The following is a 19793-nucleotide window of genomic DNA, read 5'->3' as shown; positions in this document are numbered from 1 at the left end:
GAGGTGGAGTGGAGGTGGATGCGCGCGGGTCGGGCGGGCTCAGCGGGTGAGCGGTACCTCTATGAGGGTGGGGCCGGCGGATGCGGTGAGCGCCGCATCCAAGTCGCCTCGGTTCGCGGCGCGCACATGCTGCCAGCCGTACGCCTGCGCGAGCGCAGCCAGCTCGACCCCCTGCGGCGTGAACAGCACCCGGTCGAACGACTCCGCCTCGGCGGTCGCCGCAACCTCAAGGCCGTCGAAGATGGTTCCGCCGCCGTCATTGCCGACGATGATCTGGATGCGCGGGCGCGCCTCCCCCGCGCCCAGCAGCAGGCCGCCGGGTTCGTGCAGCAGTGTCAGGTCGCCCAGCAGCAGCCGGGTGACGCCGGGCCGCCCTTCCACCTGGCTGGCGAGGGCAATGCCGACCGCGGTGGAGACGGTGCCGTCGATTCCGGCGAGGCCGCGGTTGGCGTGCACTCGAATCTTCTTGCCGGGCACGGCCCGGTCGGTCTCACGGATGAGGCGCGACGCCCCCAGTACGAGCCTGTCGTGCGGCCAGGTGACCCGCCAGACGGCGTCGACGAGCCCGCGGCGACTCACGGGCGCCCGAAGCGCGGCGAGCGTCTGCCGCTGGAACTGCGCCGTCACGCTGCCGTCACGCGCATCCGGTGCATCCACGACAGGGGCGTCGTCGCTCGCCTCGGCGAGCGCGCGGCTGGCGTGCACCCAGCGACCCAGCCAGGAACGGTCGGTGTCGGGCGGCCCCTCGACCTCGATGGCGTCGACGAAGGCGCCGACCCTGTGGCCCGGGTTGTAGTTCTCCGCGGCGAGCCCGCGCACAACGATGGTGCGCACCCCGTCGCGCTGGATGAGCGCCGGAATCTCACGGCTCAGCGTCGGATGCCCGAACACCACGACCCGCTCGATGCGGCCGCCGAACTCCTCGTCATCGAGAAGCTCACGGTAGGAGACGACCAGATTCGGGCCGAAACGCGCACCGCTCGACACCTCAGCCAGAAGGGGCGCGCCGAGCGCGCGGGCGAGCGCCTCGGCCTGCTCGCCAGCAGCGTGGCCGGCGACGACGACGGTGTTTGGGGCGGCGGAGATGGTGTGGGGGGTGGATGGGTTTCGAGACGAGCGCCCCAGAGGGCGCTCCCTCGACCCGCGGGGTAGACACTCGCTGGTCGAGGTGGTGCCGTCTGCGGCGCCAGTCTCGAGACCAGCCCCGCGATGGGCCCCGCGAGCCACGGGCAGCGGCCCGACCGGCCCGGAGAGGGGTTCGCGGTAGGCGAGGTTCAGCTGCACCGGGCCGGGAGCATCCGAGTGTCCTGCCGCGGCCGAGTACGCCTCGTGCGCCAGCTCGGCGACGGCGGATGTGTCGAAGCCGACGGCCCCGGGCGCCTCGACCTCGCGCACGAAGCGCACGGCAGGCCCGAAGATTCCGTGCTGCTGCGTCGTCTGGTTGGAGCCGATGCCACGAAGCTCGGGAGGCCGATCGGCCGTGAGCAGGATGAGCGGCACACCCGAGTGGTGCGCCTCCAGCACGGCGGGGTGCAGGTTGGCGACCGCGGTGCCCGAGGTGGTGATGACGACCGTCGGTTCACCCGACTCGACCGCGAGGCCGAGAGCAAGGAACGCGGCGGAGCGTTCGTCAATGCGCACATGCAGCGTCACCCGCCCGGCGCGCTCAAGTTCTACCGCGGCGAGCGCCAACGCCTGCGAGCGCGAACCGGGGCTGAGCACGACATGGCGCACGCCCAGGTCGATGAGGTCTGCCAGCAGCGCGACCGAGAACGCGGTGGCGGAACTGGCCGCGCCCATCAGTCCTTCGGTTCGTTCTTGCTGTCGTCGTCGAGTTCGGCGAGCCGCTCCTCGAGCTTGCGGATGCGCTCCTCGCGCTGGGCATCCGTCTCGACGCGGCGCAGGAAGTCGACGTCGTCATCCGGATACATGGGCCGGGTCGGCGCAGGCCGGGCAGGCGCGGAGGCACCGCCGTCGCGCTCCTTGCCGATCGTCAGCCACAGGATGCTGCCCACGACCGGGATGATGATGATCACGAAGACCCACACACCCTTGGGCAGGCCGCGCGCCCGGTACTCATCGGTGCGGATGCAGTCGATGAGCGTGTACACCCAGAACGCCAGAACGAGGGCGCCGAGCAGGAGTGACAGGAAGGCACGCATACCCCGAGTCTACGCCGCCGCGCGCGGAGAGTCCCCGGCCTCTCACACATAGACTCGACGGGTGAAGACCTCGCAGCGCTGGATCCTGTACTCGCTCCTCCGCGTCGGCCTGTTCGCCGTCGTGTTCGTGGTGCTCTACCTGCTGCTCCCGCCCGAGCTCTGGTGGGTTTCGGCGATCGTGGCCACCATCGTCGCCTTCGCGATCTCGTACCTGCTGTTCAGGGGGCAGCGCGACGAACTTGCGCTCGACCTGCAGCGCCGGCGCGAGCATCCTGAGCCTGATGACGATGGCGATGCGGAGAACGCGGCCCTCGACTCTGCGAAGCCAAGCGAGACGAAGCCAGGCGAGACAACTCCGGATGCGACGCAGCCGGATGCGACAGCCCCGGCGGTCTCAGAAGCGTCAGAAGACGAGCGCGGCGCCAAGCCCCAGGGCGAATAGCAGCGCCGTCAGGCTGGTGAGTTTGAGCACCAGCAGAAATTCTGCCGCCGTCTTGCCCGTGAGCGCGATGATCGCCGTGGGGATCGCCAGCAGCAGCACGAAGAACACGTAGGGCGCCAGCAGGTACACGAGCCCGAAGAAGAACAGGATCACGAACGGCGCCAGCAGCAGAACCGTGAACAGGATGCGCGATGCCGTTATTCCGATGAGCACGCTCAGGGTGCGCTTGCCGGAGACGCGATCCTGTTCGATGTCGCGCATGTTGTTGGAGACGAGCACGGCGCACGCGAGCAGCCCGGCCGCGACGCCGGCCATCCAGCCTTCCAGCGAGACGTCACCGACCTGCACGTACATGGTGCCGGCCGTCGCGACGAGACCGAAGAACACGAAGACGAACAACTCGCCGAGGCCGTAGTAGCCGTACGGGCGCCGGCCGCCCGTGTAGAACCAGCCGGCGGCGATGCAGGCGGCGCCCACGGCGAGCAGCCACCACTGGCCGCTCAGCACGACGACGGCGAGGCCGGCGAGCGCTCCCAGGGCGAAGAAGGTGAGGGCGACCGCGAGCACCGTGCGGGGCTTCGCTGCACCGGACCCGGTGAGGCGCGACGGGCCGACGCGGTGAGCATCCGTGCCTCTGATGCCATCCGAGTAGTCGTTGGCGTAGTTGACGCCGATCTGCAGCAGCACGGCCAGCGCGAGGCACAGCAGCGCCCGCACCCAGTGCCACTCGAATGAGTACACGTATGCGGCGGCCGTGCCGAGCGCGACGGGCGCGACAGCCAGCGGAAGGGTGCGGATGCGCGCTCCCGCGATCCAGTCGGCGGGGCCGGCCTTCTTGACCTTCGCCTTCGGGGGAATCACCTTCTTCTGGCTGCGGGCGGCACGCGCCACCTTCGTCGGATCGATTCGCTGCTGCTTGGGTCGGGCCACGAGCGCGATTCTATTGCCGACGGGCGCAATAAACTTGACGCCTCGACGATCGCTCGGAGGAAAGCCAATGGAACTACCCCTCGTCATCGTGATCGCGGTGAGCCTGATCGTCGCATTCTCGCTCGTCGCCAAACGGCTCGGCATCGCCGCCCCCATCGTGCTGCTCGTTGTCGGTGTCGGCATCTCGTACCTCCCCGGCGTGCCCGAGATCGAGGTGCCGCATGACGTCATCCTGATGGCCGTACTGCCGCCCATCCTCTACGCGGCGGCACTGCAGGTGCCTGTCATGGATTTCAGGCGAAGCATCCAGACGATCACCAGCCTGTCGGTTCTGCTCGTCGTCGTTTCGGCGTTCAGTGTCGGCTTTCTGCTCTACCTGCTGCTGCCGAACCTGAATCTGGCCGCCGCGATCGCGCTCGGTGCCGTCATCAGCCCGCCGGATGCCGTCTCCGCGATCTCCATCGGAAAGAAACTGGGTCTGCCCCCGCGCCTGCTCACCGTGCTCGAGGGCGAGGGCCTCGTCAATGACGCGACCGCGCTCGTGCTGCTGCGCTCGGCGATCGCCATCTCCGCGGGCGGCGTGGGAACCATCTGGGAGGGCATCGGCGACTTCGGCTACGCCGTCGTCATCGCCATCATCGTGGGCCTCCTCATCGGTGTGATCACGGTGTGGGTGCGGGCGCGGCTCGCCGATCCGCTCGTCGACACCTCCATCGCACTGCTGGTGCCGTTCCTGGCGTTCATCCCCGCGGAGGAGCTGCACGCATCCGGGGTTCTCGCCGTCGTCGTCGCCGGCCTCTATGTGGGCCACAATGCGCCCAAATTCGTGGATGTTCAGGGCCGCATCGCCGAACGGGTCACCTGGCGAAGCGTGCAGTTCATCCTCGAACATGGCGTGTTCCTGCTGATGGGGGTCGAGATCCGGGCCCTGCTCGGCGACATCGACGCCAACGAGCTTCCGGCCATGAATGCCGTGCTGATCGGGCTCGTGGCGACAGCCGCGCTCATCATCATCCGCTTCGCCTGGGTGAACCCGATGGTGTTCCTGCTGCAGCGCAAGGCAGAACGCGACGAGTTCCGGGCGCTGCGCCTCAAGCTGGGCCTCGAACACCTCAAGGCGAAGGGGGCGAGCGGCGACCCCCGAATGGAGCGCCGACGCGAACGCGTCGAACAGGCCTATGCACGGATGCGCGCCGACCTCGACCACACCCGCGCCGACGGCCTCGACTGGCGCGGCGGGCTCGTGCTCTCCTGGTCGGGCATGCGCGGGGTCGTCACCCTCGCGGCCGCACAGTCACTGCCGGAGGAGACCCCCTACCGCGCCCAGCTCATCCTGATCGCCTTCACCGTCGCCGTCGTCACGCTCGTTCTGCAGGGCAGCACCCTGCCATGGCTGATCAAACTGATCGGCATCGAAGGCATCAACGTGCAGGCCGACCGGCAGAAGGTCGCCGAGCTGCTCGAGGAGATCAGCCATGAGGGGCTCACCGTGCTCGACGACCCCGGGGCGGTGCTCGGGCCGGACACACCCATCGCCCCCGGTGTCGTCGACCGGGTGCGCAGCGACACGGTGCTGCGCATCGACGCCGCCTGGGAGCGCGCCAACACGGCCACGCCCGAGGTGGGAACCCCGCATCTGCAGTACCGCAAGCTGCGCAACGCGGTCGTGCAGCGCGAATACGACGCCCTGCTGCGCGCCCGCAGCACCGGGCGCTACCCGTCGCGTGTGGTGCGCGAGGCGCAGGCCATGCTCGAGGTCGAGGAGACGCGGCTGCAGAAGCCCGGCGCCACGCCCTGATTCGGCGACGATTTCAGCGTCAGCGGATGCGTTTGCCTCAGTCGCGCGCCAGCTCGGCGATCGCCCGCCGGTCGGGTTTACCCGACGGCAGCAGCGGCAGCGACGGCAGCACGACCACGCGGTCAGGGCGTGCGGCGTTGCCCTCCGCGGCGCCGACCGCCGCGCGCAGCTCCTCGAGGCCGATCGGAGTCGTCGTCACCACAACCGGCACCTCACCCCAGCGTTCGTGCCCTGCCGAGACGGCCACCGCATCCGTCTGCCCCGGAAGCCCGCGCACGACCCGCTCGACCGCCGCGAGCGACACCTTCAGCCCGCCCGAGACGATCACGTCGTCGGCGCGTCCGGTCACGCGCAGCACGCCACCGTCGAATTCGCCCAGGTCGCCGGTGCGATACCAGCGGATGCCGTCACGCAGCACGAAGGCCGCATCGGTGCGCGCCGGGTCACCCAGGTAGCCCTCCGCCAGCACGGGGCCGCTCAGCTCCACCAGGCCGTCGACGATCTGCACGCCGACGGTGCCGATCGCCTCGCCGTCGTACACGCATCCGCCCGCCGTCTCGCTCGACCCGTAGGTGCGGGTCACGTTGAGGCCCTCCTCGATGGCGCGCGCCAGCAGCGACGGCGGCGTGGACTGCCCGCCGACGAGGATGCGGTCGAAGCGGCGCAGCAGCTCGAGCAGGCCGACGCCGCCCTCAGAGCCGCTCAGGTCGCCGCTGCCCTCGGCCGCGTCGAGCAGCGCGGCCAGTTGGGCCGGAACGAGGGAGGTGAAACGCAGCGGCGCGTCCATCGCGAGGGCTGCCCGGGCGAAGGCGTGCGGCTCGAAACGGCCGCCGACCATGACCGGCTCGGTGCCCGCCGTGATCGAGCGCGTGAGCACGTTGATGCCGGCGATGTAGTGCGCGGGCAGGGCCAGAAGCCACTGGCCGGGGCCACCAAGAGCCGACTCGGATGCCGCGGCGCCGGCAAGCAGGGCGTCTGCGCTGAGCGCGACCCGCTTGCTGTGGCCGGTCGTGCCGCTCGTCTGCACGACGAGCGCGACCCTCTGCTCGACCGTCTGCTCGACCATCGCGGGAGCATCACCGCCGAGCTGCGCGGCCGCCAACGGCATGACGGCGGGGCCACCGGCGAGCGCCTCACGCAGCGCTGCGAGCACGGCCGGCGCGTCATCGCCGTCCACGACCCTCAGCTCGCGCGTCATGCCGCACCTCCATCCCGCCGAGTTGCCCACTTTCGCCCCGATCTCGCGTGAATTCGGGGCGAAAGTGGGCAACTCGAGCGCTCGGGCATCAGAACTGCCAGGGGTACGGCGACCAGTCCGGCTCACGCTTCTCGAGGAACGAGTCGCGCCCCTCCACGGCCTCATCCGTTCCGTAGGCCAGCCGCGTCGCCTCCCCCGCGAACACCTGCTGCCCGACCAGACCGTCATCCACGGCATTGAAGGCGAATTTGAGCATCCGGATGGCCGTCGGCGACTTGGTGAGCACCTCCTGCGCCCACTCGTAGGCGGTCGCCTCAAGCTCCGCATGCGGCACGACAGCATTCACGGCGCCCATCTCGTACGCCCGCTGCGCGCTGTACTCGCGCGCCAGGAAGAACACCTCGCGCGCGTTCTTCTGCCCGATCTGCCGCGCGAAATAGGCGCTGCCGTAGCCGGCGTCGAAGGAGCCGACATCCGCATCCGTCTGCTTGAAACGCCCGTGCTCGGCGGAGGCGATGCTCAGATCGCAGACCACATGCAGCGAATGCCCGCCACCGGCCGCCCAGCCGGGCACAACCGCGATGACGACCTTCGGCATGAAGCGGATGAGACGCTGCACCTCGAGAATGTGCAGGCGGCCCGAACGGGCGGTGTCGATTCCGCTGGCCGTCTCGCCCTCGGCGTACTTGTAGCCGTCACGCCCGCGGATGCGCTGGTCGCCGCCCGAGCAGAAGGCCCAGCCGCCATCCTTCGGGCTCGGCCCGTTGCCGGTGAGCAGCACGACGCCGATGCGCGGATTCTGGCGCGCGTCATCGAGCGCGCGGTACAACTCGTCGACCGTGTGCGGGCGGAACGCGTTGCGCACCTCCGGCCGGTTGAACGCGATGCGGGCCACCCTCCCCGTCGCGTCGTGGTGGTAGGTCACATCGCTGAGCCCGTCGAAGCCGGGAGCATCGACCCACACGGATGCGTCGAACAGGTCAGAAACGAAGCGGTCGTCGGCAGTCTCAGGCATGCCCCAAGCCTACGGAAACTCCGCCGGTCGAGGTATCGCGCTCTGGCGCGATCGGCTCGAGGCCCGCTCAGTTCGAGGCCAGCTCAGCTCAGCAGGCTGAAGACCGCAACCTGCAGCCACGGGTTCGACAGCACGCCGACGACGATCGCGGCGACCCCCCACAGCAGCGCGCGGCGAAGACGGTGCCTGCCCGTGACGGAACCGATCACCACGACCACGCCGAGCAGCACGCCCGCCACCGTCAGCACATTGGCCGCCAAAGAGAGGCCCGTCGCGACGGCCCAATCGGCCTCCGTCGCGGCAGCCGGGGCGGCAACGGAGACACCGACGATGAGCGCCACAAGCCCGAGAAGGGAGAGCAGGAGCGCAAGCAGGCCGAGCAGCAGCGGGCCGCGCGACGCCGCTCGCGCAGGCGCGACAGGGGCGCTCCCCTCTGCCGAAAGCGGAGTCGAAAGCGGAGCCGAAGGCGGAGTCAAAAGCGGAGCCGAAGGCGGAGGCAGAAGCGGAGGCTCAGGATGCTGCGGCGCGTGGGCGCGATCCGCGTCGAAGGCGTGAACCACCCGCGGCGGCAGGGGCGACCCTGCACTCTCCGAGGCGGCCGCCTCACCCTCGTTCGTCATCATTCGAGCCTATTACGCGCATCCGGGTGAAGAACTTGCGACACTGGGGTGATGACGCCGACGCTCGCCGAACTGCTCGACACCGCCCGAGTGGTGGCGTTGCCGCTGCGGCAGAGATTCCGCGGAATCGACACCCGCGAGGCGATGCTGATCGAAGGCCCGAACGGTTGGACCGAATTCTCACCGTTCACCGAGTATGACGATGCCGAGGCGGCCACCTGGCTCGCCGCCGCCATCGACTTCGGTTGGGGCCCGCTGCCGGCCGTCATGCGCCCCACCGTGCGCGTCAACGCGACCATGCCCGTCGTCGAACCTGCGAGAGTTGCGGATGTCCTGGCCCGCTTTCCCGGATGCCGCACCGTCAAAGTGAAGGTCGCCGACCCGGGCTCCACCCTCGCCGACGATGTGGCGCGCGTCGCGAAGGTGCGCGAACTGCTCGGCCCGGATGGCCGCATCCGCGTCGACGCGAACGGCGCCTGGACCATCGATGAGGCCGAGCGCGCGGTGCACGCCCTCGCCGAATACGACCTCGAATACGTCGAACAGCCGTGCGCGAGCGTCGACGAGCTCGTCGAGATTCGCCGCCGCATCCGCCACAAGGGCATCCCCGTCGCCGCCGACGAGAGCGTGCGCAAAGCGGCCGACCCGCTCGCCGTGGCGCGGGCAGGTGCCGCCGATCTGCTCGTCATCAAGGCGCAACCGCTCGGAGGCGTCACCGCCGCGAGTCGCATCGTCGCCGAGGCCGGCCTGCCCGTCGTCGTCTCCAGCGCACTCGACACGAGCATCGGCCTGTCCATGGGCGCGCACCTCGCCGCAGGCCTGCCCGAGCTCGACTACGACTGCGGGCTGGGCACCGCCGCACTGCTCGCAGCAGACGTCACGGATGCTCCCCTCCTGCCCGAAGGCGGCGCCATCCAGGTGCGCCGCATCGAGGTGAGCGGCGAGCTCCTCGACCGCTGGGCGGCCCCTGTCGATCGCGCCGGCTGGTGGCGCGAGCGGCTCGCCCGCTGCCACGCGCTGCTCTGACCCGCTCGGCCCATCCCGTAGTCACCCCGTGGGCCGCCCCGTTGGCCGCCCCGTGGGCCGCGAGCGGTCAATCTTCGCCCCAACAATGCGCTCTTAGAGTCAAATATGACCAGTCGAGAGAACCGGGCGCGGGTGAGGTTTCGATACGCTCGCTGGCGACTGGTGGAACTCGCTGGTCGAGGTGTCGCCCTCTGGGGCGACAGTCTCGAGACCAGCCCACGAGCAACCCCGGTGGCCGCCTACAGCCCGCTGTAGCTGTGCAGTCCCTTGAAGAAGACGTTGACGATCGTGTAGTTGAACATCACGGAGGCGAAGCCGATGAGGGCCAGCCAGGCCGAGCGCGCACCCCGCCAGCCGCGCGTGGCGCGGGCGTGGATGTAGCCGGCGTAGACGACCCAGATGATGAACGTCCACACCTCTTTCGTGTCGAAGCCCCAGTAGCGGCCCCATGCGCGTTCCGCCCAGATGGACCCGGCGATGAGGGTGAATGTCCAGAAGACGAAGCCGACGACGGTGACGAGGTAGGCGAGGTTCTCGAGCCTGAGCGAGTTGGGCAGGGTGCGCAGGAAGCCGAGGCCGCGCCCCACATCTTCGCGCCGCGACTGCAGAAGCTGCAGCAGCGACAGGCCAGCGCCGATCGCGAACAGGGCGGTGGCGAGTGCGGCCACGAAGACGTGGATGATGAGCCAGTACGAGTCGAGGGCGTCGGGCAGCGGCTTCACCGGCACATAGAAGTTGACGGTGCCCATGCCCAGCGACACGAGCACGAAGCCGGTCATGTAGACGCCCAGGAACTTCAGGTCCTGCCAGAACTGGATGACGAGGAACACGGTCGTGACGATCGCCGACGAGGTCAGCGAGAACTCGAACATGTTCGCCCACGGCACGAAGCCCTGGGCTACGCCGCGCAGCACGACGCCGGCGACATGCAGCGCCCAGGCGAGCACGGTCAGCGCAAAGGCCACGCGCTCGAAGCGGTAACGCGGCGCGGCGGGCGCGTCGGTGCGCTCGAGCACGGCGACGCCAGCTGCACCCTCGAAGGCGCCGAGCTGGCCTGCCGACAGGGCCGTCGCATCCTGCGCCTTCTTCGAGTTCGCCGAACGCTTGGCGAGGTCAACGGCGAAGAGCGCGAAGGCCAGTGTGTACACGGCCATGGCCGAGTAGATGGCCACGAGAGAGTAGCTGTCGAGCGTGTCGATCATGGGGCAAGCCTAACTCCGAGCTGCCGGGCGTGGCTGCCCGCAAGCTCGGCCACTGCGGCCGCGAGGCCGGGGTCTTCTCCGCGGGCCAACCCCGCATATTCGAGGCGGATGCCGCCGTCACCGTCGTCGACCGCCTTCACCCAGACGCGACGCCGCGGCACGAACAGCCCGGCCATCAGCCCGAGCAGCGCGAGTACGGCGAAGACGAGCACCCAGCCGCGGCTCGGGTCGTTGTGCACGTCGAGCGTCGCGAAACGCGGAACGCTCTCGCCGTTGGCGGTGTCCTGCGACATGTCATCGAAGGTGATCGTGCCGATGCCACCGGGCAGCTCGGATGCTTCGCCCGGGCGCAGGCGGATCGCCTCCACGTCGGCGTCGCCGCCGGCGAGCTGCGTCATCCGGTCGGTGTCGATCGAGTACACGGAGCGGGGGGTGCCATCGTCGATGCCGAGGTCGCCCGTGTACACGTTCAGCGTCAGCATGGGGTCGTACAGGTCGGGGAACGTCGACGTGAGTGCACCGGACTCGAGCGCCGCCACCGTCGGGTAGAAGAAGCCGCGCAGCCCTATCTGCTCCGGAACGGCATCCGGAATCTTGATGATGCCGAGCGAGGTGAGGTTGCCGTCCTGCGGGATGAACGGAACGGAACCGGTGAAGGCGACGTTGCCGTCGGCATCCGTGACGGTGACGTGCGGTGCGTAGCCGTTGCCGACGAGGTAGTTCTCCTGCCCCATGATCTCGACGGGCTGGTTCACGCGCACCTCGGCCTGGTACGCGTCGCGGCCCGCCTCGTGCACGGTCAGCCCCGCCACGAAGTTGCTGGCGAAACCGTAGGCATCGAAGTTCTCCGTCTCATATTTGGCGGAGAAGCTGTCGAGCGTGAGCCGGTAGGCGGGCATCGAGCCCTCCGAGAAGAAGCGGCCCGGGTTGAAGGTGTCGAAGTCGTTCAGCACGTTCACGAACGGCTGCCCCACCACGATGACCTTCTGCCCGTTGTAGGCGAAGCCGCCGCCGATGCCCACCGACACGAGCACCCCGATGAGGGCCGTGTGGAACACCAGGTTGCCGGTCTCGCGCAGGTACCCGCGCTCGGCCGACACCGACAGCGCACGGCCCGTGTCGAACATCCGCACCCTGTAGCCGGAACGGCGCAGCATCGCGCGCGCCGATTCGATGGCGGATGCCGCATCCACGCCAGGCGCGTCGACGGTCGTGAAACCTTCCAGGCGTTCCAATCTGGCGGGCGTCTTCGGCGGAGGCGTGCGCAGCGCCTTCAGATGGTGCGAGCTGCGCGGGATGACGCAACCGATGAGCGACAGGAACAACAGAAGGTAGATGGCCGAGAACCACACCGAGGTGTACACGTCGAACAGCTGCAGGCCGTCGAGCACGGGCGCCAGATCGGGGTGATCGGTGAAGTACTGCACGACGCCGTTCGGGTCGGCGCCACGCTGCGGCACGAGAGAGCCGGGGATGGCGGCGACGGCGAGCAGCAGAAGCAGCATGAGGGCCGTGCGCATGCTCGTCAGCTGGCGCCAGAAGAAGCGCAGGTAGCCGACAACGCCGAGGGTGGGCTGGTTCACACCCTTCTGTGGCGCGGGCGAGTCGATGTGATCAGATGGCCGGGACAAAGCTGCCGATCACCGCCCCGAAACTTGTGATGAATGCTGACCAGAGGCCCGTGACCATGGCCAGTCCGATGAGCACGAGCAGCCCTCCACCGATCAGATTCACGAGTCGGATGTTCCGCTTCAGCCACGACACAGAGCCCGCCACCCAGCCGAAACCGAGCGCGACCAGCAGGAACGGGATGCCGAGGCCCAGGCAGTAGAAGAACGCGAGCACGCCACCGCGAGTCGCAGACTCGCCGTTGAGGCCGAGCGCGAGCACTGCGACAAGCGTCGGGCCGATGCACGGCGCCCAGCCAAGGCCGAAGACGATGCCGAGGAACGGGGCCCCCGCAAGGCCGGTAGCGACCTTCCAGCGTGGTTTGACCGTGCGCTGCATGGCCCCGAAGCGGCCGATGAACACGAGCCCCATGACGATGATGATGACACCGGCGATGCGGGTGATGAGGTCCATCCAGCGAGTGAGGAGCAGCCCCGCCACCCCGAACAGCACACCGAAGGTGACGAAGACCACGCTGAACCCGAGAACGAAAAGAAGAACACCCAGCAGCAGGCGGTTGCGGTTACGGCGGCGCCCCGCATCCGTCTCAGCAAGCTCGGTGACACCCCCGATATAGCCGAGGTAGCCGGGCACGAGCGGCAGCACGCACGGCGAAGCGAAGGAGACGAGCCCGGCCAGAAGGGCGAGCGGCACGGCGAGAAGCAGGTTACCGCCGAGAACGATCTCGCCGATCGAGTCCACTACAGCTCCTCAGCGAGAAGCTCGCGGATGACCGTGTCGAGGTTCGACGGCGCCGTGATCTGCCCGAGGAAGCGCACCGCCACGCGGCCCTTCTTGTCGAGCACGAGAGTGGTCGGCACCGCGCTCGGCGAGGCCTGGCCGGCGAACGCCAACCGCACCTCGCCCGTGTCGCCATCCATCACCGAGGGGTAGCTGATGCCGTAGTTGCGGGCGAAGGCGAGCGCCGTCGCCGACTGGTCGAGCGTGTTCACGCCGAGGAAGGAGACGCCGGAATCCTTGTGCTCCTGGAACAGCGCCTCCAGGTCGGGGGCCTCCGCGCGGCACGGCCCGCAGGCGGCGTACCAGAAGTTCACCACCAGGATCTCGCCGGCGTAATCGTCGCTCGAGACTGTGCCACCGGCATCCGTGGTGCCCTCGAAGGTGGGCGCATCGCCGCGATTCTCGGGCGCTATCTCTGTGATGGCGCCATCATTGGAGGTGCGATTGTCGGACCCGCCGTTGCCGTAGCGCTCCGCCAGCGGGTCACCCGTGCACCCTGCCAACAGCACAACCGCCGCCAGCGCGACCGCGCCGGCCCTGAACATCCTCTTCACGCCTGATGAACCCTCGAACTGCCGCATGGCTGCTGCTTGACCCCTAGACCGCGCCGAAGTCGGCGGCCTGCGCCGACAATTCTGCCGCAGGTTCCTGATAGTCGACCTCAGCAAAGGCGCCCAGCGGGCCACGCTCGAGGGTCGTCACGCTCGACAGGCTGCAGCGGCGCTTGCGCGGGTCGTGGTACAGCTTGCGGCCGGTCACCAGCCGCTGCACCATCACGATCGGCATCTGGTGGCTCACCATGACGACCTCGCCGTCGTCGACCGAGTTCCACGCATCCTCGATGACCGACATCATGCGGGCGGCGACGTCGACGAAGGGCTCACCCCAGCTCGGCTTGAACGGGTTCACAACCCACGGCCACGCCTGCGGCCGCAGGATCACGCCGGGGCCGAACTCGAAGGTGCGGCCCTCGAAACGGTTCGTCGGCTCGATCAGACGCTCATCGGTCGTGATCGTGAGACCGAAAGCATCCGCCCACGGCTTCGCCGACTCCTGCGCGCGCTGCAGAGGCGACGCGTAGAGGGCGGTAACCGGATGCCCGTCAAGCGACTTCGCGGCGGCGGCGGCCATGCGGTGGCCCAGCTCCGAGAGGCCGAAGCCCTCCAGCCGCCCGTACAGGATGGCGTCGGGATTGTGGACTTCGCCATGACGGACCAGGTGGATACGGGATGCGGGCACCAACCCAGTCTAGGCAAGCCTGTTGCACCCGCTGGTCGAGGTGGTGCGGGTGATCCCGCTGGTCGAGGTGGCGCTGCGGTCTACCGCGCCAGTCTCGAGACCAGCCCCCGTAGACTTGACCCGTGAACGAGCGCACCCTTATCAAGAACCTGGCCGCGGCATCCGACGGCCCCACCTCTGTCTCTGGCTGGGTCGAGACGGTGCGCGACCAGAAGAAGGTGCAGTTCGTTGTGCTGCGCGACGAGTCTGGTGCCGTGCAGCTGGTGCACCCGCGCGCGTTCAACGAGGATGGCACGCCCGCCGATGACGCCCTCGCCGACACCATTTCGGCGCTCAGCCAGGGCAGCTTCGTTACGGCCAGTGGCGAGTTGAAGCATGACGAGCGGGTCAAGCTGGGCGGTGTCGAGATCAAGCTCGACGCGCTCGATGTCGCATCGCACGCCATCCCGGAGACGCCGATCGCCGATGACAGCGGCGTCGACAAGCGCATGGACTGGCGCTTCCTCGACCTGCGGGTGCCGAAGCATGCGCTCATCTTCAAGATCCAGACCACGCTCGAGCACGCCTGGCGCACGTACTGGGTCGACAACGACTTCATCGAGATTCACACCCCCAAGCTGATGGCCAGCGCGAGCGAGTCGCGCGCCGAGCTGTTCGAGGTCGAGTACTTCGAGACGAAGGCGTACCTGGCGCAGAGCCCGCAGTTCTTCAAGCAGATGGCACAGCCGGCCGGCTTCGGCAAGGTGTTCGAGGTCGGCCCGGCGTTCCGCGCGGACCCGTCGTTCACGTCGCGCCACGCGACCGAGTTCACTTCGGTGGATGCGGAGATCAGCTGGATCTCTTCGCATGAGGACGTCATGCGCATGCACGAGGAGCTCATGGTCGCCGGCATCGCCGCAGTCAAGGAGAAGCACGGCGAGGCCATCGAGGCGCTGTTCGGTTTCGAGCTGCAGGTGCCGACGACACCGTTCCCGCGCATCCCGCTGGCCGAGGCGAAGCGCATCGTCGCCGAGCGCGGCTACGAGGTTCCCCGTCACGATGACGACATGGACCCGGAGGGTGAGCGCCAGATCGCCGCCTACGTGAAGGAGACGTACGGGCACGACTTCGTGTTCCTCACCGACTACGCGTCGAGCATCCGGCCGTTCTATCACATGCGAAATGAGGCGGATGCTGGCCTCACGAACAGCTATGACCTCGTCTACAACGGGGTCGAGATCTCGACGGGAGCGCAGCGCGAGCACCGCGTCGACGTGCTCATCGAGCAGGCGAAGGAGAAGGGCCTCGACCCGGAGGAGCTCGACTTCTACCTCGACTTCTTCCGCTACGGCGTGCCCCCGCACGGTGGTTTCGGCATGGGCCTCTCCCGCGTGCTGATGCTCATGCTGGGGCTCACGAACCTGCGCGAGACCACCTACCTGTTCCGCGGGCCGAACCGCCTGCTGCCGTAGGGTTCCGCGCGCCTAATCACTGTTCTGCAACGTTTCTATCCACTGATTTGCAACGTTTCTAATCACTGTTTTGCAATCGGCGACGATTCATCTCGGAGGCGACCCCGAGCATCCGCGTGCCCCGAACTGGTGACAATGCGGCCCGCGCTTCGTATATTGAGACCAGTGGTCGTCTGGCTGCTGTCGGTGTCGAAGGAAGCGAGCTGGTCATGGCTGGAAAGTTCGAGCTGTACACGGACAAGGGCGGCGAGTTCCGCTTTCGCCTGAAGGCCGGCAACGGCGAGGTCATCGCCCTCTCCTCGGAGGGCTACACGACCAAGGCCGCCGCGAAGAACGGCATCGAATCGATCCGCAAGAATGCACCGGATGCTCCGGTCGTCGAACTCGACGACTGACAGCTGAGTCGCGGCCCGGCTACCAGGCTTCGGCGGGGGCCGTCACGACCTCGACGGGCTCGTAGTGCCAGTGCCCGCCGTTGGCGTAGTGGCCGGTCGCCCACGGTGACGCCCAGATGGCCTGCTCTGTGGCATCCGTCGTCGATGACGCCGCGAATGACTCCCGGATGCCCGCATAGCCCGGATGCGTGTTGAGCGCTTCGGCCGCATTCTCGGCAGCAGAACGCAGGCTCGGGTAGCTTCCCGTTCCCCCGCCGCCGCCGGAGCCCCAGCCGTTGTTGAGCGGGTTGTTGCGGTTCCACCACGTCTTCACGTAGTTCTCCTGGCGCATCCAGCGCAGGATGACGGTCACGTTCTCATCGGTGCGCGGCCAGCCGCCGTACAGCAGCACGAGTTTCGCCCAGTCCTGGTTGGTGCCGCCCGCGACCAGACTGTCGACGCCCTCTGAGGCCGAGTAGCTGTCGCGCGGCACCGTCATGACCGCCGCATAGTCGGGCACGACGAGCGTCTGCCCGGCGATCTCGCGGTCGGCGGCCGGCGTCTGCGCGAATGTGGAGACCGCGAGCGTGCCGACGAGCACCATCGCCGTCGCCGCAGTGCCGAGCGCCACGAGTGTGCGCGGCCTCAGCAGCACGACCGCCGCGGAGGGCGCCGCACGGCGGGCACGGCGACGGGGGCCCAGGGCACGCCTGAGCCGCTTCGTCACACGGGGCAAGATATTCATGGGGGTTGGGGGCACCCGAAAGGGCACAGTCGTCGAGGGTAGGGCCGGCGGCTGGAAGGATGCTGGGCATGGCGCATCCGGCATGCCCCGCAACTGTTACCGTGACCGTATGAGCATCGAGACGCCCCCCGCCCGCCAGTCCGCAATCGACGCCGGGGAGGCTCTGCTCGGCATTCTGAAGAACCACATCGACCTGGTCGCGGCCGGCAACGGCAGTGACGAGGAGGCCGAGGAGGTCGATCGCCAGCTGTGGGAGGCGGTCGGCACGTACGGCGACACCCTCGACGACCTCTATGACGAGGCGGAGGAGCCCACCGACGACGTGCCCGAGGAGCTCACCTTCACGGTGCGCACCCGCTACGACTACACGGTCATCGACGAGAAGGCCTTCCTGGCGAAGGCCGACGGGCTGGGCGCTGCAATCGGCGAGCTGCTGCAGCGCGGCGGCAAGCCGATCCCTGCGTTGGAGGTCGACTCGCTCGAGACCGGCAGCGGCCTCGTCACTGTGCATCTGGGCGGCGAGCAGCTCACCGCCGAAGATTTCGATGCGGCCGAGGAGCCCACCGACCTGCTGTTGGTGGCCCCGGATGAGACGCTCGCTTTTGTTCTCGATGAGCCCGTCTACGAGTCACGCGCCGAGGCTGAGGCCGCAGCCAAGCGCGACTGATGCCGTCCGCCCGCAGGCTCCCCGCCGATGCGGGGGCCTGCGAGCGCGGGGTCAGTGGATGGCGTGGCGACGCTCGAGCTTCGAGCCTTCGACATCAACGTCGGGCAGGATGCGATCCAGCCAACGCGGAATCCACCACGCCGACCTGCCGAGCAGGTGCATGAGGGCGGGCATCAGCAGCATGCGAACAACGAAGGCGTCGAGCAGTACGCCGATGGCGAGCCCGAATCCGATCGAGCGGATGATGGTGGCCTCTGAGAAGACGAAGCCGCCGAACACCGACACCATGATCAGGCAGGCCGCGACCACGACCGAGCGACCGGCTCTGAACCCCTGCGCGACGGCGAGCCGCGCCGGGGAACCGTGCACATAGGCCTCCCGCATCCCTGTCGCGAGGAAGAGCTGGTAGTCCATCGCGAGGCCGAAGAGGATGCCCGTGAGGATGATCGGCAGGAAGCTGAGGATCGGCCCCGTGCTGTGCAGCCCGATGATCTCGGCGAACCAGCCCCACTGGAACACGGCGACCGTGGCACCGAACGTGGCGAACAGCGACAGGATGAAGCCGCCGGTCGCGATGAGCGGCACGAGAAGTGACCGGAAGACCAGGATCATGATCAGCAACGAGAGCCCGACGACGACCGCGAGATAGAACGGCAGCACGGCATCGAGACTCTCTGAGATGTCGATGTTGCTTGCCGCCTGGCCTGCGACGCCGAGCACACTGCCGTCGATCGGTGGCAGGGCGCGCAGCTCCTCAACCAGTTGCGCGGTCGAGACGCTGTTCGGCCCCTCGGCGGGGATCACCTGGAATGCCGTGAGCGTGTTGTCTGCCGAGACGTCGATCGGGGCGACAGCGGTGACGTCATCCTGCGCCGCGATCGTGCGGGCGATCTCGAGCTGCTGTGTGAGCAGTTGGTCGTCGTCGAGCCCGTCGGGCAGCGTCGCCGTGACCAGGAGGGGCCCTGTGGCACCCTCACCGAATTTCTCCGCCGTCAGCGAGAAGGCACGCTCTGAGGCCGAGCCGGCAGGCTCGGATCCACCGTCGGGCAGCCCGAGCCGCATCGAGAGCGACGGGATGGCAATGATGAGGAGGGCCACGACGGCCGCGATGACGGTTGCGATGGCACGGAACGTCGACATCGGCTTCACAGGCTTGGCCTTCGCCTCGACGCGGACCGCCGCAGCCCGGGCGCGGCGACCGATGATGCGCTCGCCGGCGAGGCCGAGGATCGCGGGGGTGAGCGTTATCGCGATCAGAACGGCGACCGCAACGCATGCGGCACCCGCCGTGCCCATGAGCCCGAGGAACGGCACTCCGGTCACGTTGAGCGCGAGCAACGCCACGATCACGGTGACCCCGGCGAACACGACGGCATTGCCGGCCGTGCCGTTGGCGAGGCCGATCGATTCGCCGATCGGCGCACCCTTCAGCAGCTGCTTGCGATGCCGGTTGATGATGAAGAGCGAGTAGTCGATGCCGACCGCGAGGCCGAGCATGATTCCGAGCACGGGCGTGACCGAGGCCATCTGCACCAGGCCGGAGAACGCGAGGGTGCTGACGACGCCGATCGCCACGCCGACGAGCGCGGTGATGATCGGGAACGAGGCGGCAAGCACCGAGCCGAGCATGACGAACAGCACGACCGCCGCGAAGACGAGGCCGATCGCCTCTCCGACGCCGAAGATCTGCGGCACTCCCTGCGCGATGTCGGTCGAGAACGAGACCTCGACGCCGTCGATCGGCTGCGATTCGAAGTGGTCGATGACCCCCTGCTTCGCCTCCTCCGACAGCTCCAGCCGCGGCTCGGTGAATGCCACGGTGACGAGCGCCGTCGATCCGTCTTCTGAGACCATGCGGATGCCGTCGGCCAGGCCGAGCAGTTCGGCGCCTGCCTGGAGGGTGCGACTCTGGGCTTCAAGCTCCTCGCCCGACGCGGTCAACTGCGTCTGCTGCGCATCGAGCTGGTCGGTCGGCATGCCGGCGGCGGTGAGCTGTTGGCGCCCCGCGTCGAGCTGCGCCTGCGCCGCATCCAGCTGCGCACGGCCGGCCTCGATCTGCTGCCGTCCGTCGACGAGCTGCTCGGCACGGCCTGCTCGCTGGATCTCGGTGTCGAACGGGTCGACGATTGTCGCGACATCCGCGAGCCCGTCTCCGTCGGTGATGAGCGCGCTGACCTGCTCGCGCTGGGAATCACTCATCTGCGAGCCGTCGGTCGTCGAGAACACGACGGTGCCGGATGCTCCGCTGTAGTCGGGCAACTCATCCGCAAGGGTGTCTGCCACCTTGCCCGACGCGGTTCCCGGGATGTCGAAGCTGGAGCTGAGGCCGCCGAAGCCTGCCAGGAACCCGCCCGTGGCGATCGCGAGGACGATGATCCAGGCGGTGATCACGCGCCAGGGTCGACGTGCTGCGAAGGTTCCCAAGCGATAGAGCATTTCGGCCATGTGCCGTCCTCCCGATGATGAATGCGTCTTAACAATACGCACCGTCTCGTCTCGTAACCTGTGCCTAGGA

General features: G+C 68.3%; 19 protein-coding genes. 6 read left to right on the top strand and 13 right to left on the bottom strand.

The features are described from left to right. Positions 1-39: 39 nt before the first annotated feature. A complete protein-coding gene (gene menD / locus FB562_RS11845; RefSeq protein WP_141881518.1) occupies positions 40-1800 on the bottom strand; it encodes a 2-succinyl-5-enolpyruvyl-6-hydroxy-3-cyclohexene-1-carboxylic-acid synthase in 1761 nt (586 codons plus the stop codon). Beyond that, the gene (locus tag FB562_RS11840) at positions 1800-2162 is read right to left on the bottom strand and encodes a PLDc N-terminal domain-containing protein (protein ID WP_141881517.1); all 363 of its coding nucleotides are present in this window, start codon (positions 2160-2162) and stop codon (positions 1800-1802) included. The genes menD and FB562_RS11840 overlap by 1 nt, the downstream gene beginning before the upstream one ends. A gap of 61 nt (positions 2163-2223) precedes the next feature. On the opposite strand from FB562_RS11840, the gene FB562_RS11835 reads away from it, so the two are divergent. Beyond that, a complete protein-coding gene (locus tag FB562_RS11835) occupies positions 2224-2604 on the top strand; it encodes a DUF4229 domain-containing protein (protein WP_141881516.1) in 381 nt (126 codons plus the stop codon). On the opposite strand, the gene FB562_RS11830 is transcribed toward FB562_RS11835, so the two are convergent. Then, positions 2566-3534: a 1,4-dihydroxy-2-naphthoate polyprenyltransferase gene (locus tag FB562_RS11830; RefSeq protein WP_425459831.1), complete on the bottom strand. Its 969-nt coding sequence runs from the start codon at positions 3532-3534 to the stop codon at positions 2566-2568. The two genes, FB562_RS11835 and FB562_RS11830, sit on opposite strands and share 39 nt — an antisense overlap. Positions 3535-3601: 67 nt before the next feature. Here FB562_RS11830 and FB562_RS11825 point away from each other — a divergent pair, with 67 nt between their 5' ends. Beyond that, positions 3602-5332 carry a cation:proton antiporter gene (locus FB562_RS11825; RefSeq protein ID WP_141881514.1) on the top strand — a complete coding sequence of 577 codons (1731 nt, stop codon included), beginning with the start codon at positions 3602-3604 and terminating at the stop codon, positions 5330-5332. A 37-nt stretch (positions 5333-5369) separates the two neighbouring features. On the opposite strand, the gene FB562_RS11820 is transcribed toward FB562_RS11825, so the two are convergent. The 3 genes from FB562_RS11820 to FB562_RS11810 form a co-directional block, all read right to left on the bottom strand. Beyond that, positions 5370-6530 (bottom strand): AMP-binding protein, encoded by a 1161-nt coding sequence (locus FB562_RS11820; RefSeq protein WP_141881513.1) that lies wholly within the window; start codon positions 6528-6530, stop codon positions 5370-5372. Between the two features lie 88 nt (positions 6531-6618). Next, positions 6619-7545 carry a 1,4-dihydroxy-2-naphthoyl-CoA synthase gene (locus FB562_RS11815; RefSeq protein WP_141881512.1) on the bottom strand — a complete coding sequence of 309 codons (927 nt, stop codon included), beginning with the start codon at positions 7543-7545 and terminating at the stop codon, positions 6619-6621. A gap of 83 nt (positions 7546-7628) precedes the next feature. Then, complete coding sequence (locus FB562_RS11810; RefSeq protein WP_141881511.1) at positions 7629-8165, bottom strand: hypothetical protein; 537 nt, start codon at positions 8163-8165, stop codon at positions 7629-7631. A gap of 51 nt (positions 8166-8216) precedes the next feature. On the opposite strand from FB562_RS11810, the gene FB562_RS11805 reads away from it, so the two are divergent. Next, positions 8217-9191 carry an o-succinylbenzoate synthase gene (locus tag FB562_RS11805; RefSeq protein WP_141881510.1) on the top strand — a complete coding sequence of 325 codons (975 nt, stop codon included), beginning with the start codon at positions 8217-8219 and terminating at the stop codon, positions 9189-9191. 239 nt (positions 9192-9430) lie between these two features. Here the strand turns inward: FB562_RS11805 and ccsB are convergent, their stop codons facing one another. From ccsB to FB562_RS11780, 5 genes are read right to left on the bottom strand one after another with little or no spacing between them, the layout of a single operon-like run. Then, on the bottom strand, positions 9431-10393 hold the full coding sequence (gene ccsB / locus FB562_RS11800) for a c-type cytochrome biogenesis protein CcsB (RefSeq protein ID WP_141881509.1): 963 nt from the start codon (positions 10391-10393) through the stop codon (positions 9431-9433). Then, positions 10390-12024, bottom strand: a complete 1635-nt coding sequence (resB, locus tag FB562_RS11795; RefSeq protein ID WP_141881508.1) for a cytochrome c biogenesis protein ResB — start codon at positions 12022-12024, stop codon at positions 10390-10392. Before resB ends, ccsB begins: the two co-directional genes overlap by 4 nt. Next, the gene (locus tag FB562_RS11790; protein WP_141881507.1) at positions 12008-12763 is read right to left on the bottom strand and encodes a cytochrome c biogenesis CcdA family protein; all 756 of its coding nucleotides are present in this window, start codon (positions 12761-12763) and stop codon (positions 12008-12010) included. Before FB562_RS11790 ends, resB begins: the two co-directional genes overlap by 17 nt. Further along, positions 12763-13347 carry a TlpA family protein disulfide reductase gene (locus FB562_RS11785; RefSeq protein ID WP_141881597.1) on the bottom strand — a complete coding sequence of 195 codons (585 nt, stop codon included), beginning with the start codon at positions 13345-13347 and terminating at the stop codon, positions 12763-12765. Before FB562_RS11785 ends, FB562_RS11790 begins: the two co-directional genes overlap by 1 nt. 52 nt (positions 13348-13399) lie before the next feature. Beyond that, complete coding sequence (locus FB562_RS11780) at positions 13400-14041, bottom strand: histidine phosphatase family protein (RefSeq protein ID WP_141881506.1); 642 nt, start codon at positions 14039-14041, stop codon at positions 13400-13402. Positions 14042-14163: 122 nt separating this feature from the next. On the opposite strand from FB562_RS11780, the gene aspS reads away from it, so the two are divergent. Next, a complete protein-coding gene (gene aspS, locus FB562_RS11775) occupies positions 14164-15492 on the top strand; it encodes an aspartate--tRNA(Asn) ligase (RefSeq protein WP_141881505.1) in 1329 nt (442 codons plus the stop codon). 209 nt (positions 15493-15701) lie between these two features. Beyond that, the gene (locus tag FB562_RS11770) at positions 15702-15887 is read left to right on the top strand and encodes a YegP family protein (protein WP_141881504.1); all 186 of its coding nucleotides are present in this window, start codon (positions 15702-15704) and stop codon (positions 15885-15887) included. 19 nt (positions 15888-15906) lie between these two features. Here the strand turns inward: FB562_RS11770 and FB562_RS11765 are convergent, their stop codons facing one another. Further along, on the bottom strand, positions 15907-16593 hold the full coding sequence (locus FB562_RS11765; protein WP_246081477.1) for a hypothetical protein: 687 nt from the start codon (positions 16591-16593) through the stop codon (positions 15907-15909). A 127-nt stretch (positions 16594-16720) separates the two neighbouring features. Between FB562_RS11765 and FB562_RS11760 the strand changes: the two genes are divergently transcribed. After that, positions 16721-17278: a hypothetical protein gene (locus FB562_RS11760; protein ID WP_141881503.1), complete on the top strand. Its 558-nt coding sequence runs from the start codon at positions 16721-16723 to the stop codon at positions 17276-17278. A gap of 51 nt (positions 17279-17329) precedes the next feature. Here FB562_RS11760 and FB562_RS11755 read toward each other — a convergent pair whose 3' ends face one another. Continuing rightward, positions 17330-19723: an MMPL family transporter gene (locus tag FB562_RS11755; protein WP_141881502.1), complete on the bottom strand. Its 2394-nt coding sequence runs from the start codon at positions 19721-19723 to the stop codon at positions 17330-17332. Positions 19724-19793: the final 70 nt, after the last annotated feature.

Source organism: Homoserinimonas aerilata (assembly GCF_006716125.1).
Taxonomy (GTDB): Bacteria; Actinomycetota; Actinomycetes; order Actinomycetales; family Microbacteriaceae; genus Homoserinimonas; species Homoserinimonas aerilata.
This window is presented reverse-complemented; position numbering and strand designations above follow the sequence as displayed.

Bases quoted from the DNA above. Each gene is read 5' to 3' on its own strand.
- ccsB (WP_141881509.1), bottom strand. From the start codon at position 10,393: ATGATCGACACGCTCGACAGCTACTCTCTCGTGGCCATCTACTCGGCC.
- FB562_RS11810 (WP_141881511.1), bottom strand. From the start codon at position 8,165: ATGACGAACGAGGGTGAGGCGGCCGCCTCGGAGAGTGCAGGGTCGCCC.
- FB562_RS11785 (WP_141881597.1), bottom strand. From the start codon at position 13,347: ATGTTCAGGGCCGGCGCGGTCGCGCTGGCGGCGGTTGTGCTGTTGGCA.
- FB562_RS11825 (WP_141881514.1), top strand. From the start codon at position 3,602: ATGGAACTACCCCTCGTCATCGTGATCGCGGTGAGCCTGATCGTCGCA.
- menD (WP_141881518.1), bottom strand. From the start codon at position 1,800: ATGGGCGCGGCCAGTTCCGCCACCGCGTTCTCGGTCGCGCTGCTGGCA.
- FB562_RS11760 (WP_141881503.1), top strand. From the start codon at position 16,721: ATGAGCATCGAGACGCCCCCCGCCCGCCAGTCCGCAATCGACGCCGGG.
- FB562_RS11820 (WP_141881513.1), bottom strand. From the start codon at position 6,530: ATGACGCGCGAGCTGAGGGTCGTGGACGGCGATGACGCGCCGGCCGTG.
- FB562_RS11805 (WP_141881510.1), top strand. From the start codon at position 8,217: ATGACGCCGACGCTCGCCGAACTGCTCGACACCGCCCGAGTGGTGGCG.
- FB562_RS11770 (WP_141881504.1), top strand. From the start codon at position 15,702: ATGGCTGGAAAGTTCGAGCTGTACACGGACAAGGGCGGCGAGTTCCGC.
- FB562_RS11840 (WP_141881517.1), bottom strand. From the start codon at position 2,162: ATGCGTGCCTTCCTGTCACTCCTGCTCGGCGCCCTCGTTCTGGCGTTC.
- FB562_RS11755 (WP_141881502.1), bottom strand. From the start codon at position 19,723: ATGGCCGAAATGCTCTATCGCTTGGGAACCTTCGCAGCACGTCGACCC.
- FB562_RS11815 (WP_141881512.1), bottom strand. From the start codon at position 7,545: ATGCCTGAGACTGCCGACGACCGCTTCGTTTCTGACCTGTTCGACGCA.